The sequence below is a fragment of the Sulfitobacter sp. G5_S2_6_S6 genome, from assembly GCF_054968505.1.
The window spans coordinates 57,738-72,110 of sequence record NZ_JBQKUI010000008.1 but is presented as its reverse complement, the minus strand read 5'-3'; the positions used below and the strand labels follow the sequence as shown (position 1 = coordinate 72,110).

The following is a 14,373-nucleotide window of genomic DNA, read 5'->3' as shown; positions in this document are numbered from 1 at the left end:
CGAAAGGATACACCATGTTGCTTTGCGTCGAAAATATCCTGTCACCGCAGGAAGTTGCCCATATCCGATCCGTGATCGACACGGCCCGATGGGACGACGGCCGCAACACCGCCGGCGCGCAATCGGCGCAAACCAAGCGCAATCAGCAAATTCCCCTCGACAGCCCTGTTCTGCCTGATCTGCAGACGCTGGTGCTTCAGCGGTTGATGGGCAACCCCACGTGGGTTTCCGCTGCCCTCCCGCTGCATGTCCTGCCCCCGATGTTCAACCGCTACGAAGAGGCAGAGACCTTTGGCGTGCATGTCGACAACGCCATCCGCGTAAACCCGCAAACCGGCCAGCGGCTGCGGACCGACCTGTCGTGCACGCTGTTCCTGAATGACCCCGACGACTATGACGGTGGCGAGCTGGTCATCGAAGACAACTACGGCACCCAGTCGGTCAAACTGCCGGCGGGGCACTGCGTGCTTTATCCGTCAACCTCGCTGCATCAGGTCACGCCTGTCACCCGTGGTGCGCGTGTTGCGTCCTTCTTCTGGGTGCAGTCGATGATCCGCGACGGCGGCCAGCGCGAGATTCTCTTCGATCTGGATCAATCCATCCAAGAGCTGTCGGCCAGCGCGGGTCTGAACGACCCGACCGCTGTGCGCCTGACCGGCATCTACCACAACCTCATCCGACAATGGGCAGAGACCTGATATGAAATTTCCAAGCATCCTTCTGGCGGCCGTCCTTGTCGCAACCCCGCAACTGGCCGCAGCCGACACCGCGTCGGTCAATATCGCGCTGATCACATGGGCTGACGAATGGATCGGCCCTGCCCTGTCCGAGCCGATGCGCGTGGCCGCGCAACAGGGCGGCCATTCGCCGCTGGCGATGTTCATGGGGGCCGATATCGTCGTGAAAGCGGTGATGTTCGGGCTGGCCATCGCCTCGGTTCTGGGTTGGGCCGTATGGGCGGGCAAGATCCTGCAGGTTTGCTGGGCCAACGCACGGCTGCGCCGGTCCTACCGCAAGCTTGCCAAGGCAGGTGCCGTCAAAGGCGCGCAGGCGAAGTCCTTTTCCGGCCCCATGCGCGCCATGATCCGCGCTGCTTTGGCCGAGATCGACATCTCTGACGGGTTGAACAAGGCGGGTATCAAGGAACGCGTCGCCTCCGAACTTTCGCGGATCGAGGCAGGGGCCGCGCGCGCGATGCAGTCTGGTGCGATGATCTTGGGATCCATCGGGTCGACAGCACCGTTCATCGGGCTTTTCGGCACGGTCTGGGGCATCATGAACAGCTTTATCGGCATCGCTGAAAGCGGCAGCACCAGCTTGACAGTCGTCGCCCCCGGTATCGCCGAAGCGCTGCTGGCCACCGCCATCGGTCTGGTCGCCGCGATCCCCGCCGTGCTGCTTTATAACCACATCACCCGCGTCGTCACCGGCTACCGCGCGCGTGTGGGGGATGCCGCGGCGCTGGTGGAGCGCTGCCTGTCGCGTGATCTGGACCGTGCAGAGCGTACCACCGACGTGCCCCATACCACCCCTGATATCGCCACCAAACTGGCAGCGGAGTAACCCCGATGGGCGTGCGACTCTCTGACGGCGGCGACGATCTTGCCCCCAATGCGGATATCAACATCACACCGTTTATCGACGTGATGCTGGTCCTGCTGATCATCTTTATGGTGGCGGCCCCGCTGTCTACCGTGGACGTCAACGTAGAGCTGCCGGTCGCCACCGGCAAACCCGCGCCGCGCCCCGATGATCCGGTCTTTGTCACCATCCATCAGGACCTCAGCCTGAGCGTGGGCGAGGAAGAGGTGTCTTTGGGGGATCTGAACATGCGGCTTGGCATCCTGACCCGTCTGGATCTGGGCACGCGCATCTATATCAATGCTGATCGTTCGGTTCCCTATGGCGAGGTGATGGCCGTGATGAACCGTATGCGCAGCGAAGGCTATCTGAAGATCGGCCTCGTCGGGCTTGAGGACGAGGGCGGGGCCGCCCCTTCGGCAGCAGGTGACGTGGCAACCGCTTCGCCTGCCCCCGCTGCGCAGGACGCCGCAGAATGAGCTTTGCCTACGCCCCGCGATATGGTGCCGGCTTGATGCTGGGGGCCGGGCTGAGCATCGGCGTGCATGGCGCGCTCGTGGCACTTTGGCTGACACAGGCCGCCGCCTACGAGCCACCGGAAGAAGCGGGCATTCAGGGCCGCGAGCTGATCGATCTGGCCGAGGTCGAGATGATCATGGCCGCGCCTGAAACCGACCTCCCCGACGGGCCACCCGCCGAGGATAGCCAAGCCACGCTCGAAAGCCCGGCCGAACGCGAGGAAGCCAAAGCGTCAAACGATCCGCTGCTGGCACAGATACCGCACACGCCGGACGACCCCGAACTGCAGTTCAAGATCGCCAACCCCGATCAGGAAGTCGACACCGACAAGGAGGCGACCGAAACGCCGACCGAGTTGCAGGAAGAGACCGAAAACGAGAACGCCGCGCAAAGCACGGCTGCCGCCCCCAAGGCAAGCGCAGGTCAGGACGAACAGGACCAAAGCGCGGCCAAGGAACAGGGGCTGACAGATGCCGAACGGGCAGAGATCACGGATTGGCAAAAGTCGCTGGTTCTGGCGTTGAATGCCGCCAAGGATTACCCCCGCCGCGCCCGCGAGGCCCGCGCCGAGGGGACCACAACCGTAGCCTTCACGCTGGATCAATACGGTCAGATCAAAGGCCGCGAGGTGTCCAAATCCTCCGGCTGGCCCGTGCTGGATCAGGCGGCGCTGGATATCTTTGACCGGCTGCAAACACTGCCGCGCCCGCCCTCTGCCATGGGTGCCGGCCCGTTCAATCTGGCAATCCCGATCAGCTATCGCTTTCGCTGATCGGGTCGCCGCCGAAGGCTGTGATCATATCGGGGGTGATGTCCGCAACTGTTGCGCAGCCGCATAGGGCCATCGTCACTTCCAGCTCGTCCCGCAAGCGACGCAACACCTGACTGGCCCCGCGTGCCCCGTCGACGATCAACCCGTGCATCACGGGGCGACCGACCAGCACAGCCTCGGCCCCAAGCGCCAGCGCCTTGAACACGTCGCTTCCGCGCCGGATCCCGCCATCCAGATAGACCGGCACATCCTGCCCCACCTCCTGCACCACGGCGGCCAACTGCGTGACGGGGGCCGGAACAGTATCGAGCACCCTGCCCCCGTGGTTTGACACGATGATCCCCGCAACACCGGCATCGACAAACCGCCGCGCATCCGTGGCACGCAGACAGCCTTTGATGATCACCGGAACGGGGCTGTCCGCAATCAGCCGCGTCAGGTCTGCCCATGTGGGGGCAAAGACCATCATCCCGTCGAACACCACGCTCTGCCCGTCTTGCAACTGCGGTCGCGGTGGTTGTGGCAGCGGGTCCAGCATCACGGGGCGCACGCCATCCGGCAGCGCAAAGCCCGCGGCAACCTCGCGGTCGCGCAGGCCGTTGATCGGGGCGTCAAGCGTCACCACCAGCGCCTCTGCCCCGCAGTCCACCGCGCGGTTGACCAATGTCATCGTGCTATCGTGATCCGCCTGCATATAAAGCTGGAACCAGCGTCGGCCGGGGATAGCGGCGATGTCTTCGGGCGCGGTGCTGGTCTGGCAGCTGACCACCATCACCGCCTCCTGCGCGGCAGCGGCCAGTGCCGTCGCAGTTTCGCCTTCGGTGTGGAACAGCCGTTGGAACGCCATCGGCGCGACCATGATCGGATGCGCCGCGGGCTGCCCCGATATCGTCGTGCGCGTATGGCCGCCTGCACAGTCAGCCAACAGGCGCGGCAACAATCCTATCCGGCCAAAGCTGGCGCGGTTCTGGCGCAGCGACAGCTCCCCTTCTGCGCCACCTTCAAGGTAGGCAAACACATCAGCGGCAAGGGTCGCGTGGGCGGAGGCTTCGAAATCTGATAAGGTCACAGGCATAACCCACAGATCGCGCAAAACGCCCGCCGCCACAAGCGACTTAAATACTCAGGTATATCGGTTAGACGCGTTGGACGTATTCCAGCATCGCGTCATCCACCTCGTCCCCGCATAGAACAGAGACTTCGCCCGTCGTCTCGAACACGGCGGCACGCACATCGCTCAGCCGCATGACGTTGGATTCGCGCAGCTTCTCCATCAGGTCACTGCGTGACACACGATTGACCCGCATCGCCTCTTCACAGATCTTGCCGTTCTCCATCAGATAGACCGGCGCGTTCTGGATGGTATGCAAAGCGGTTTCTGACCGACGGCGCAGATAGGACAGCGTGAACTGGAAAAGGAACAGGCAAGCGGTCGCGACCAAAGTCTGGAAGAAGGCTTTCCAATCCGACGCTTGCGCCGCCCCCGCCAGCAAAGAGCCGAAGGCGATGGTGGTCACAAAGTCGAAGTTCGTCATTTTGGAGAAGGAATTGAGCCCGACGATCCGAACCATGAGGATGATCCAGATCAGCGCCACACCGCTGAGCACGAAGCCGCGGGCCAGAACATCCAGTACCGTGTTGTCGAAAAACATATAATCCCTTCTTCTCTGGATTGATCAGGCGTCGGATCGACGCGCTTTCTCTTCTTTCTCGTCGCGTTGCTGAGCGCGCGATTTCGGCACGTCGCCCTCGCCTGCGGGCCACCCCTCGCGCTGCGCGCGGCGGTCGCCGTCGGTCGCTTCGGTCTGGTCGTGGAACAGATGCACCTGCGTTGGATAGGGCATATCGATCCCTTTTTCATCCAGCGCTTTATAGACTGCCTGCAGCACCGCCCCGAAGGTATGGATCTGCGACGCACGGTCCGACTTCGTCCACCACCGCAAGCGGACGATGTTGGCGGAATCGCCCAGTTCGACCGGTATCGTTTCGGGGGCTGGGTCGGTCTCTACACCCTCAACGCTGGCGCAGGCATCCTGCATGACCTTGCGCGCGGTATCCCAGTCGTCGCTGCAGCCGATGCCGATGTCATATTCCGACCGGCGCGTGTCAAAGGCGGTATTGACCACCACGCTGTCTGTATAAATGTCCGAATTCGGGATCACCACGCGGCGACCGTCATAGGTTTTGATCATCGTGGCGCGGGTCTCGATCTTTTCGACCGTGCCTTCATGCCCGCCCGACACGATCTGGTCGCCGACTTCAAAGGGCTGACGCAGCAGGATCAGGATACCTGCCAGCATGTTCTGCAAAATATCCTTGAACGCGAAGCCGATCGCGACAGAGCTGACGCCCAAACCGGCAATTAGATCCCCCGGTGTGACCGTCGGGGCGACGATGGTCACCGCCAGCATGAAGCCGATAATAGTCACGGCCCACCGCATCAGTGCCCCGCCCACGTCGCCCAAGTTCTCGCGTCCGCGGCGCCCGGCGGATTTGCGGATCAGCGCGCCGATGCCCATTCCCAGAAACCAGAACACCACGACCACAACCAGCGCGACGCCGATATTCGGGAGCAATCTGAAAAAGCCGTCCAACCAGCCGTCAAGTTTATCGAAAATCAGGCCGGGGTTGGCGTCGACTTCTTCCATGGGTTCTTCCTTACTCATTACTGAATCAGCGGGAGCACAAAAGACCCGTTCTCACGTGGCTATTTGATCACATCCCCAAGACAAACGACCCGAAACAGCGGCGGGTTCCCGAAACACCCTTGGTATATGCGCTGCAAACACGTCCAAGGCCGCAAGCGCTTTGTGTGAAATGAGCAACAGCGCCATAATTCCGCCAGTTTCAGAAACCATTAACGATGGCAGAGAATTTCAAGAGATGCAGAGCGTACAACCCTCTGTGCAGGACTGAGTGACAGGGCAACGATGACAATTCCGCGCAAGCTAGCCTACTTCCAACTGTTTACCCTTTGCGTCTGCATCGGGCTTTCCTTTTTGTTCTTCTTTGTGGCGGGCAATACTGTGCAGGTCCAAGCGCAGGACAGGTTTCACGCGTTGGTCAGCCAAGGGTTGTCGTCAATGGGGCGGCGCGCCGACGAATACGGCAGGACGCTCGACGGTGTCGCGGGCTTTGTCGCTGCCTCTGACGAGGTGACGGCGCAGGATATGGAGACCTACGCCACGTCGGTCCATATTGCCGACGGTTCCTACGTGCTGGACGCCATCGGCTTCGCCGTGCCTGTGTATGACGAAACCGACGGCACGCTGAAGGATTTCGTGATCCAGCGCGCCACACCGACGGAAAACTTCGCCGGCATGGTCGGGACAGAGTTTTCAAGCAACGCAGATCTTCTGGCCACGGCCCTCGCCACCTATGAAAGCGGCGAGACGCTTTCGACAACCCCTGCGCTCCACGGTGAAAACTGCCATGCCCTGCTGATCAAACCGATTTTCCGCCCCGGCACCGCTTCTGACGGCACCCGCGATCCGGATGCGGCGTTTCTGGGCGTCGCCTTTGCGATGGTCGACGTGGACGAAATCTTTAGCGATCTCTTCGCCGCGCAAAATGACCTCATCACGCTGGATGTGTCCTTCTATGATGAGAATGGCACCCCGTTCCAGCACCACCCGACCGTCGCCAGCGATGCCCCCGCCCCGGCCTTTGAGTTTTCGCGTGACCATACGGGCTATGGCCAACGCATGACCCTGAACTGGGCCAGCACCCCGGCGTTCGAGGCCGCGCAACCGAACAACGCCAAATGGATCGTGCTGGCGCTGTCGCTGACCATCACGGCGCTGATCCTGATCATCCAGTCGGTGATCCTGAAACGTAATCTGACAATCAACCAGACGGTGGCCGACAAAACCCGCGAGCTTGAGACGCAACACCAAGAGAAACGATCGATCCTCGAAAACGCGATGCTGCCGATTATCTCGGTCCGGCAATCGGGGGAAATCCTGCATCTGAACGATGCCGCGCGACAGCATCTGATCGCGGCCGGGCATCGCAAGGACGCGACGGGCGACTTCGTGCAAGATCTGCTGCCCGAGGTCGACATCCACCGTGCCGACGGCGGTGTGAAAGTCGTGGTGCCGCCCCACAAAGGTACGACAGAACCCCGCACACTTGAGGTCGAGAAGAACACCTGGCTTACCGCCGACGCAGAGACCCGTATCACCTTGATGCTGCGCGATATCACCGACAGCGAACGCCGCACGCTCAAGATCGCGGAAACCGAACAACGGTGGAGCCTCGCGCTCAGCAGTGCACATATCGGGGTCTTCGACATTGATCTGGAAAATGGCACATCTGTGGTGTCGGACACATGGCGCGACATCATGCACCACCCCGCTGACCCCGCCTGTCAGAACCCTTATTACGATAAGATGCAGCATGTGCATCCCGACGATGCGGCGGTGGTCAAGAAAATCGAGCTCGCCTGTCTGAACGGGATGACCGACCGCGCCGAGGCCCGCTTTCGCATCCGCGTCGGTCAGGACAACTGGCGCTGGATCAAATCGGATGCGGTCGTGGTAGAGCGGGCGAAGAACGGGCGCGCCCTGCGGATGCTGGGTATTCAGATCGACATCACCGAAAGCAACAAGCTTGAACAGATGAAGCACGACTTTGTCGCCACCGTCAGCCATGAGCTGCGCACGCCGCTGACCTCGATCAAGGGGGCGTTGGGGCTGCTCGAGGCCCAGACACAGGACGATCCGGATGCCGGCGCGGTGCGTCTGGTGCAGATCGCCACGGCCAACTGCGACCGGCTTGTCGCGTTGGTGAATGACATTCTGGACATGGAAAAGATCAACGCAGGCAGCATGACCGTTGTACCGAAACCGGAGAAGCTGGGCGATATCGTCACCCTCGCCGCCGAGCAGGTAGAGCCTTATGCCAGCGAATGGAAGGTCGAGATCGACGTAGACACGCCCGATCCCGATCACCACGTGCTGACCGACAAGAACCGCATCATGCAGGTGCTGACCAACCTCCTGTCCAATGCCTGCAAGTTCGCCTACCCCGAAACCGCCGTGACAGTGACCACAGCCCCGGTGGGCGACATGACCAAAATCTCTGTCACCAATCTGGGCAACGGCATTTCGGAGGAGTTCCGCGAACGCATCTTCCAGCCGTTCTCGCAGGCCGAGGCATCGAACACGCGACAGCGCGGTGGCACCGGGCTTGGGCTCAATATCTCGCGCCATCTGGTAGAGGCCATGGGCGGGGAAATCGGGTTCGACAGTGTGCCGGGGGAGGAAACCGTATTCTGGTTCACCTGCCCCTCGACCGAAGACCCCGACGTAGCGATGGTGGCCTAAAGCGCCAGATCGGCGATCAGCATATCCTTGGTGTAGTCGGCCTTCAGCTTGCGCGACCCGTTGCGCCCGCCTTCGACCACGATAAAGCTATCGCCCAGCGCATAGGCGAAATCGGCATTCTGTTCGACCAATACAATTGCCATCTCGCCCTGGGTGCGCAGCAACCGCAGCGCATCCCCGATCTGCTGGATCACATTGGGCTGGATACCTTCAGTCGGTTCGTCCAGCAACAAGACCCGCGGTCGCGTGATCAGCGCCCGTGCGATGGCAAGCTGCTGCTGCTGCCCGCCCGACAGATCCCCCCCGCGCCGCGCCTTCATATCCCGCAAGACAGGGAACAGATCGTAAATGTGATCGGGAATGTGGTGGTCGGCCTTGGGCAGGCAGGCAAACCCCGTCTCCAAGTTCTCCTCCACCGTCATCATCGGGAAAACCTCGCGCCCCTGTGGCACATAGGCAATGCCCGCATTCGCCGCCTGAAAGGCCGTGGTCAAACGCACGGAAGTTCCATCAACGGTGATCGTGCCCGCCGACGCCGGATGCCGCCCGGCAATCGCCTTGAGGGTGGAGGTCTTGCCCACCCCGTTGTTACCGATCAAGGTCGTGATCTGCCCCTTGGGGGCCTGAAAAGACACCTCGTAAAGAATGCGGCTTTGACCATAGTGCAGGTCCAGATTTTCAACTTCAAGCATGGCCGCGCCCCAGATAAACTTCGATCACTTTCGGGTTGGATGTCACGTGGTCAAGACTGCCTTCGGCCAGCACCGATCCTTCGTGCAGCACCGTGACCTTGCAGTCGAGCCTGCGCACGAATTCCATGTCATGTTCGACCACTACCACGGCGCGGGTCTTGGCGGCGCGTTTCAGAATGTCGGTGGTCTTTTCGCGTTCCTCTACCGTCATGCCGGCGGCGGGTTCGTCGACCAGCAGCAGACGCGGCTCCTGCGCCAGCAGCATGCCGATCTCGAGCCATTGCTTCTGGCCGTGGCTCAACTCGCCGGCGATGCGGGTCAGGCTCTCGGTCAGGCCGATCTCTGCCGCGATGCCTTCGATCCGCGCAGCGTTGGACGGGGTCTTGCGGTGCAGCAGGACGGCCAGCGGCCCCCTCGGGTTCTTCAGCGCCATCGCAAGGTTTTGCCGCACGGTCTGCGCCTCGAACACCGTGGGTTTCTGAAACTTGCGCCCCACCCCTTCGTTCGCGATATCCGCCTCTGACATACCAAGCAGCGATATGTTCCGCTCCCCCCAGACGACATGGCCGCTGTCGGGGCGCGTCTTGCCGGTGATGATGTCCATAAAGGTGGTCTTGCCCGCCCCGTTCGGCCCGATCACAGCGCGCAGTTCCGGCTCTGCGATCTGGATCGACAGGTTGTTGATCGCCTTGAACCCGTCAAAGGATTTCGACACGCCGGAGACTTCTAACAGGGTATCGTTCATGACGGTTTCCTCACCAAATAATCAAACAGGCCGCCGATCCCCTTGGGGAAGAACAAGGTGACGCAAACAAAGGATACGCCAAGCAGTACCAGCCACCAGTCGGTCCATAGGATCGTATAGAACCCCAGATCGATGGCAGGGGCACCGCCCCCTGTGAACCAGCTGGACAGCAAGGATACGAATGCCGCCCCGATCACCGCGCCGTAAAGCCGCCCGCGCCCGCCAATCGCGACCCAGACCGCCAGATAGATCGATGCAATCGGCGCGATCTCTGCCGGGTTGATGATACCGGCCTGCGGGTAATAAAGCGCCCCGGCGATACCGGCGATCACGGCCGTAAGGGTAAAGATGAACAGCTTGTAGCGTTCCACACGGTAGCCAAGGAAGCGAACGCGGGCCTCGTTATCGCGGATGCCTTGCACCACGCTGCCCATCTTGCCCGATACCACCCATGCAAACAGGATATACCCAAGCGCCAGCGCCAGCGCCGACCCCATAAAGAACACCAGGCTGATGGTCGCCTGCGAGGTGTCTTCGTACCCCGGAATATTCTGCAAACCGGAAAGCCCGTTGTTGCCGCGCAGGCCACTGTCGTTCTGGAACAGCCACAGCGACAGCGCCAGCGTCATCGCCTGCGTCAGGATCGACAGGTAAACGCCCGTGACACGGCTGCGGAACGCCAGCCAGCCAAAGACCAGCGCAAGCAGCCCCGGCACAATCACCACCATCAGCAGTTGCAGGAACAGACTGTCGGAGAAGGCCCAGAGCCACGGAAAGTCAGAGCTGCCAACGACGCCGAAGATCTGGTTGCCGATGGCGTCCTGCACCTCTTGCGGTGTGGGCGGGATCACCTGACCTTCAAGGCTCGACAATACGATGCCTTCGGTCCGCGCATACATCAGCCACATGCCGATGGCATAACCGCCGATGCCGAAGAAGGCGAAATGCCCGAGGCTCAGGATACCGCAGTAGCCCCAGACCACATCCATCGCGATGGCGATCAGACACAGGCACAGCGTCTTGCCCAATGTCTTGACCATAGAGGTAGAGATCAGGCCCGTGCCTGTCGCCTCAGACCCGATGGCGACCGCGAGGGTAAACAGCCCCAACAGCGCAATGAACCACAGGACGGAAGGGTTTTCAGAAATGAATGTTTTACGCATGGATCAATCCGCCGCTGCCCGACCCTTTTGGGCAACGATGCCCTTGGGACGGAATTGAATGAACAGGATGATGAACAGCACCATATAGGTCTGTGCCGCGAGGGTATTGGACGGGTTGAACCATTCGATCCCCTTTTGCAGGAACCCGATGAGCGAGGCCCCGGCTAGCGTGCCCCAGACGTTGCCCACGCCGCCCACGACCACGGTCATGAAGGATTGCACGATGTAATCGGCCCCCATCTCGGACGTGACCTTGGCATAAAGCCCGATGGCTACCCCCGCGATCCCCGCGATGCCCGAGCCAAGGCCAAAGGTCATCATGTTGATACGGTCGGGGTTGATGCCCATACTGGCCGCCATACCGGGGTTCTGCGTCACCGCGCGCACCTCTAGCCCCAGTCGCGTGCGTTTCAGCACAAACAGGATCAGCCCCAGGAACAGCAGCGCCAACACGAAGATCGCGATGCGGATATAGCTGATCTGGATCACATCCGAGATCACCCACGCCCCGTCCAGCCAAGCCGGAGAGGTCAGCGGGCGTGCCTGCGTGCCAAAGATGTTCTTGGCCAGTTGCTGCAGCGCGATAGAGATGCCGAAAGTCGCCAGCAGCGTCTCCAGCGGACGGTGGTAGAGGTGCCGGATCACCAATCGCTCCATCACCACACCGGCGGCAAATGTGACCGTAAAGGCCAGCGGCAGGGCGATGATGATCGACAGCGTGTAATCGGGCACGAACAGCTGCACGACATAGCCGGTATAGGCCCCCATCATGATAAACTCGCCATGGGCCATGTTGATGACCCCCATGACGCCAAAGGTGATGGCAAGGCCGATAGCCGCAAGGAAATAGATCGACGCGAGCGACAGCGCGTCCAGCGTCAGGTCAACGGTTTGCGCGGCGGCGACGCGGGTCTCAATACTGTCGAGCGTGGCCCGCGCGGCGTCTGTGACGGCGCTGTCGGGCTCGTCATACACCTCGTAGAACGTCATGCCCGCGATGGCATCTTGCTGGTCCCGCGCAGTCACCAGCGGCGGCACGGTGCCCGCAGCGGCGAGTGCGGCATAGGCGGTCGCACGCGCCGCATCGGTATTCAGCCGCGCTGTCGGGATACCACCCACACGCCCGTTGAAAACGTTCGCCGCCAAAGCGTCGCGGATCGCGGCGGGGGGCACAGGCGCCGGGGCCAGATCAGCCGCCACAAGCTGCGCATAGGCCGCATCGGGTGAAATATCCTCCCCCGGTGACAGCACCCGCGCGACGTTGCCGCTGGGTGTTTCAGACGGCGTCGCTGTTTTGGTCGATAGAATCTGGTTCATCACCGCCCGCGCCTCGATCGAGGTATCGCTGGCCATTGACGTGATCGCGGCGATACGATCGGCGGCTGTGTCGCCAAAACTGGCAGAGAGGAAGTTGGTCAGCTGGATCTTGCGGGCCTTCAGCGCCGCATCTGTCTCTGCCTCGATCGAGGCGCGCAGGGGGGCCAGTTGGTCCGCCTCCGGGCGGCGGGCGATGGAATCGACGGCACTTTGACGGCGTGCAAGATCAGGGTCGGTCAGTTGGAACTGCACAAGCGCGGTGCCGATCAGGCGGCGCACTCCGCCATTGGGTTTCAGCTGCGAAAACCCGCTTGCCGGTGCCGTGCTTTCCGCATCGCTGTCGATATCGCGCAAGGCCAGCGCGTCGCCTGTCTCGGTGCCGAAAAAGAACACACCATCCGCGTCGCGTTGCCAGACCCCTTTGTCCTGCCAGCGTTCAAGAAACGCGCTGACCTGCGGCGCACCGGAGGCAACCAGATCATCCAGCGCGACAGAGACAGAGCTGCGCGAGGGTTTGGCAATTTCATCGGCATGAGCTTGAAGCACGGGCTGCAAATCTTGCGCCTGTGCCGTTCCCACGATGCCCACCCAACAGAGGAGCATTAACAGGTGGCGGAACATAGGGAACCCTTGTGGTAAGTCTGGGAAATAAGGTGATGGGGCGGCCAGTCGGCCTGCCCGCCCCGGCGTTCAGGATCAGTAGTTAGAGGTCAGCTGAACGCAGGTTTCCGTTTCGGTGTTGTACATGCCGCATTCCAGATCTTTCCAATCGGAGGTCAGCACAGCGCTTTCGGGCAGGAAGTCTGTCCAGGCGTCGCCGGGCACCGGATCGGTCTGGCTGATGATGTCGAACTGACCGTCTGCCGTGATCTCGCCGATCAGCACGGGTTTGGACAGGTGGTGGTTCGCCAGCATCTCGGCGGTGCCGCCGGTCAGGTTCGGGAAGGTCTGCCCGTACATCGCGCTGCGCACGGCATCGACATCGGTGGTGCCAGCCTGTTCAACCGCATTCACCCACATGTTGAAGCCGATGTAATGCGCTTCCATCGGGTCATTGGTCACGCGTTTGTCGTCGCCGATGGATGTTTTCCACTGTTCGATGAATTCAGCGTTTGCAGGGGTGTCTGCGGACATAAAGTAGTTCCACGCCGCCAGATGCCCGACAAGGTTCGATGTATCGAGCCCCGACAGCTCTTCCTCGCCCACCGAGAAGGCAACGACGGGGATATCATCCGCCGACACATCTGCCGCGGCGAGCTCTTTGTAGAAACCGATGTTCGCGTCACCGTTGATGGTCGACACAACGCCCACCTGCTTGCCGTCCTGGCCCAGTGCCACGACATCGCCCACGATCGTGGCCCAATCGGAATGGCCAAACGGGGTGTAGTTCACAAAGATGTCTTCTTCGGCAATGCCCTTGGACATCAGATAGGATTTCAGAATGTTATTGGTGGTACGCGGGTAGACATAGTCGGTCCCGAGCAGGGCGAATTTCTCGACCCCCAGCTCTTCGAGGAAGTAATCAACCGCGGGGATCGCCTGCTGGTTGGGCGCGGCACCCGTGTAGAACACGTTCTTGGATGATTCCTCGCCCTCGTATTGCACGGGGTAGAACAGCAGGCCGTTCAGCTCTTCAATCACGGGCAGCACGGATTTGCGCGACACAGAGGTCCAGTTGCCAAAGATCACGTCGACCTCGTTCACGGTCAGCAACTCGCGCGCCTTCTCTGCGAACAAGGGCCAGTCGGAGGCAGGGTCAACCACGACCGCCTCAATTTCGCAGCCCAATACGCCACCCTTTTCGTTCTGCGCGTCGATCAACATCAGCATGGTGTCTTTCAGCGTCGTCTCGGAAATCGCCATGGTCCCCGACAGCGAGTGTAGCACGCCGACCTTGACCGGATCGGCACAGTCCTGCGCCATCACCAGCGAGGTGGAGCCCATCAATGCGGCGGTCGCGCAGGCGGCGAGTTTGGTGAATGTTGTCATCTTCTATCCCCTGTTGGCGCTGCTACCCCGCGCGTCAGAACGCACTTTTCCGGGGCCCCCAAGCACGTTAGACAGGAGGCGCAGCATATTGTTGTGATCGTCGCATGGCTTGTTACATCTGCCAGGATCGCTTGCCGTGCGACGGTGTTGCCTGTGTCGGCACAAGGCCAAGATGCCTAGGGCAGTGGCGGAGTCGCTAGAAAAAATGGCATGTCTCAGGACACGCCCCTAGCCGCGCCTCATTTTTTGGCACCAAAGATCGGGATCG

13 protein-coding genes are annotated in these 14,373 nt (G+C 61.3%); 5 read left to right on the top strand and 8 right to left on the bottom strand.

Annotated elements, in window-relative coordinates; translation table 11 throughout:
• The first annotated feature begins 14 nt into the window (after window positions 1-14).
• The 4 genes from ACTRWK_RS13405 to ACTRWK_RS13390 are packed head-to-tail and all read left to right on the top strand — an operon-like array spanning window position 15 to window position 2,872.
• A complete protein-coding gene (locus tag ACTRWK_RS13405; protein ID WP_009826211.1) occupies window positions 15-698 on the top strand; it encodes a Fe2+-dependent dioxygenase in 684 nt (227 codons plus the stop codon).
• A gap of 1 nt (window position 699) precedes the next feature.
• Window positions 700-1,563 (top strand): tonB-system energizer ExbB, encoded by an 864-nt coding sequence (exbB, locus tag ACTRWK_RS13400; RefSeq protein ID WP_051843917.1) that lies wholly within the window; start codon window positions 700-702, stop codon window positions 1,561-1,563.
• A gap of 5 nt (window positions 1,564-1,568) precedes the next feature.
• On the top strand, window positions 1,569-2,060 hold the full coding sequence (gene exbD / locus ACTRWK_RS13395) for a TonB system transport protein ExbD (protein ID WP_037943520.1): 492 nt from the start codon (window positions 1,569-1,571) through the stop codon (window positions 2,058-2,060).
• Window positions 2,057-2,872, top strand: coding sequence for an energy transducer TonB (locus tag ACTRWK_RS13390; RefSeq protein ID WP_037943519.1), 816 nt, complete (start codon window positions 2,057-2,059; stop codon window positions 2,870-2,872). The genes exbD and ACTRWK_RS13390 overlap by 4 nt, the downstream gene beginning before the upstream one ends.
• Here ACTRWK_RS13390 and ACTRWK_RS13385 read toward each other — a convergent pair.
• The 3 genes from ACTRWK_RS13385 to ACTRWK_RS13375 form a co-directional block, all read right to left on the bottom strand.
• Window positions 2,853-3,947 carry an alpha-hydroxy acid oxidase gene (locus ACTRWK_RS13385; protein WP_051843987.1) on the bottom strand — a complete coding sequence of 365 codons (1,095 nt, stop codon included), beginning with the start codon at window positions 3,945-3,947 and terminating at the stop codon, window positions 2,853-2,855. The genes ACTRWK_RS13390 and ACTRWK_RS13385 overlap by 20 nt on opposite strands.
• 61 nt (window positions 3,948-4,008) lie before the next feature.
• The gene (locus tag ACTRWK_RS13380) at window positions 4,009-4,524 is read right to left on the bottom strand and encodes a DUF421 domain-containing protein (RefSeq protein WP_037943516.1); all 516 of its coding nucleotides are present in this window, start codon (window positions 4,522-4,524) and stop codon (window positions 4,009-4,011) included.
• Window positions 4,525-4,548: 24 nt separating this feature from the next.
• Window positions 4,549-5,520 carry a mechanosensitive ion channel family protein gene (locus ACTRWK_RS13375; protein WP_037943515.1) on the bottom strand — a complete coding sequence of 324 codons (972 nt, stop codon included), beginning with the start codon at window positions 5,518-5,520 and terminating at the stop codon, window positions 4,549-4,551.
• A gap of 282 nt (window positions 5,521-5,802) precedes the next feature.
• Here ACTRWK_RS13375 and ACTRWK_RS13370 point away from each other — a divergent pair, with 282 nt between their 5' ends.
• Window positions 5,803-8,199 (top strand): PAS domain-containing sensor histidine kinase, encoded by a 2,397-nt coding sequence (locus tag ACTRWK_RS13370; protein WP_289081465.1) that lies wholly within the window; start codon window positions 5,803-5,805, stop codon window positions 8,197-8,199.
• Here ACTRWK_RS13370 and urtE read toward each other — a convergent pair.
• The 5 genes from urtE to urtA form a co-directional block, all read right to left on the bottom strand.
• A complete protein-coding gene (urtE, locus tag ACTRWK_RS13365; protein ID WP_289081464.1) occupies window positions 8,196-8,891 on the bottom strand; it encodes an urea ABC transporter ATP-binding subunit UrtE in 696 nt (231 codons plus the stop codon). The two genes, ACTRWK_RS13370 and urtE, sit on opposite strands and share 4 nt — an antisense overlap.
• Entirely contained in the window at window positions 8,884-9,636 is a 753-nt protein-coding gene (gene urtD / locus ACTRWK_RS13360) for an urea ABC transporter ATP-binding protein UrtD (protein WP_005851852.1), read from the bottom strand. The genes urtE and urtD overlap by 8 nt, the downstream gene beginning before the upstream one ends.
• Window positions 9,633-10,799 carry an urea ABC transporter permease subunit UrtC gene (gene urtC / locus ACTRWK_RS13355; RefSeq protein ID WP_289080540.1) on the bottom strand — a complete coding sequence of 389 codons (1,167 nt, stop codon included), beginning with the start codon at window positions 10,797-10,799 and terminating at the stop codon, window positions 9,633-9,635. The genes urtD and urtC overlap by 4 nt, the downstream gene beginning before the upstream one ends.
• A gap of 3 nt (window positions 10,800-10,802) precedes the next feature.
• Window positions 10,803-12,737: an urea ABC transporter permease subunit UrtB gene (gene urtB / locus ACTRWK_RS13350; protein WP_289081463.1), complete on the bottom strand. Its 1,935-nt coding sequence runs from the start codon at window positions 12,735-12,737 to the stop codon at window positions 10,803-10,805.
• A 75-nt stretch (window positions 12,738-12,812) separates the two neighbouring features.
• Window positions 12,813-14,105 carry an urea ABC transporter substrate-binding protein gene (urtA, locus tag ACTRWK_RS13345; protein WP_289081462.1) on the bottom strand — a complete coding sequence of 431 codons (1,293 nt, stop codon included), beginning with the start codon at window positions 14,103-14,105 and terminating at the stop codon, window positions 12,813-12,815.
• Window positions 14,106-14,373: the final 268 nt, after the last annotated feature.

Bases quoted from the DNA above. Each gene is read 5' to 3' on its own strand.
- exbD (WP_037943520.1), top strand. From the start codon at position 1,569: ATGGGCGTGCGACTCTCTGACGGCGGCGACGATCTTGCCCCCAATGCG.
- exbB (WP_051843917.1), top strand. From the start codon at position 700: ATGAAATTTCCAAGCATCCTTCTGGCGGCCGTCCTTGTCGCAACCCCG.
- urtE (WP_289081464.1), bottom strand. From the start codon at position 8,891: ATGCTTGAAGTTGAAAATCTGGACCTGCACTATGGTCAAAGCCGCATT.
- urtC (WP_289080540.1), bottom strand. From the start codon at position 10,799: ATGCGTAAAACATTCATTTCTGAAAACCCTTCCGTCCTGTGGTTCATT.
- urtD (WP_005851852.1), bottom strand. From the start codon at position 9,636: ATGAACGATACCCTGTTAGAAGTCTCCGGCGTGTCGAAATCCTTTGAC.
- urtA (WP_289081462.1), bottom strand. From the start codon at position 14,105: ATGACAACATTCACCAAACTCGCCGCCTGCGCGACCGCCGCATTGATG.
- urtB (WP_289081463.1), bottom strand. From the start codon at position 12,737: ATGTTCCGCCACCTGTTAATGCTCCTCTGTTGGGTGGGCATCGTGGGA.
- ACTRWK_RS13390 (WP_037943519.1), top strand. From the start codon at position 2,057: ATGAGCTTTGCCTACGCCCCGCGATATGGTGCCGGCTTGATGCTGGGG.
- ACTRWK_RS13405 (WP_009826211.1), top strand. From the start codon at position 15: ATGTTGCTTTGCGTCGAAAATATCCTGTCACCGCAGGAAGTTGCCCAT.
- ACTRWK_RS13375 (WP_037943515.1), bottom strand. From the start codon at position 5,520: ATGGAAGAAGTCGACGCCAACCCCGGCCTGATTTTCGATAAACTTGAC.
- ACTRWK_RS13370 (WP_289081465.1), top strand. From the start codon at position 5,803: ATGACAATTCCGCGCAAGCTAGCCTACTTCCAACTGTTTACCCTTTGC.
- ACTRWK_RS13385 (WP_051843987.1), bottom strand. From the start codon at position 3,947: ATGCCTGTGACCTTATCAGATTTCGAAGCCTCCGCCCACGCGACCCTT.
- ACTRWK_RS13380 (WP_037943516.1), bottom strand. From the start codon at position 4,524: ATGTTTTTCGACAACACGGTACTGGATGTTCTGGCCCGCGGCTTCGTG.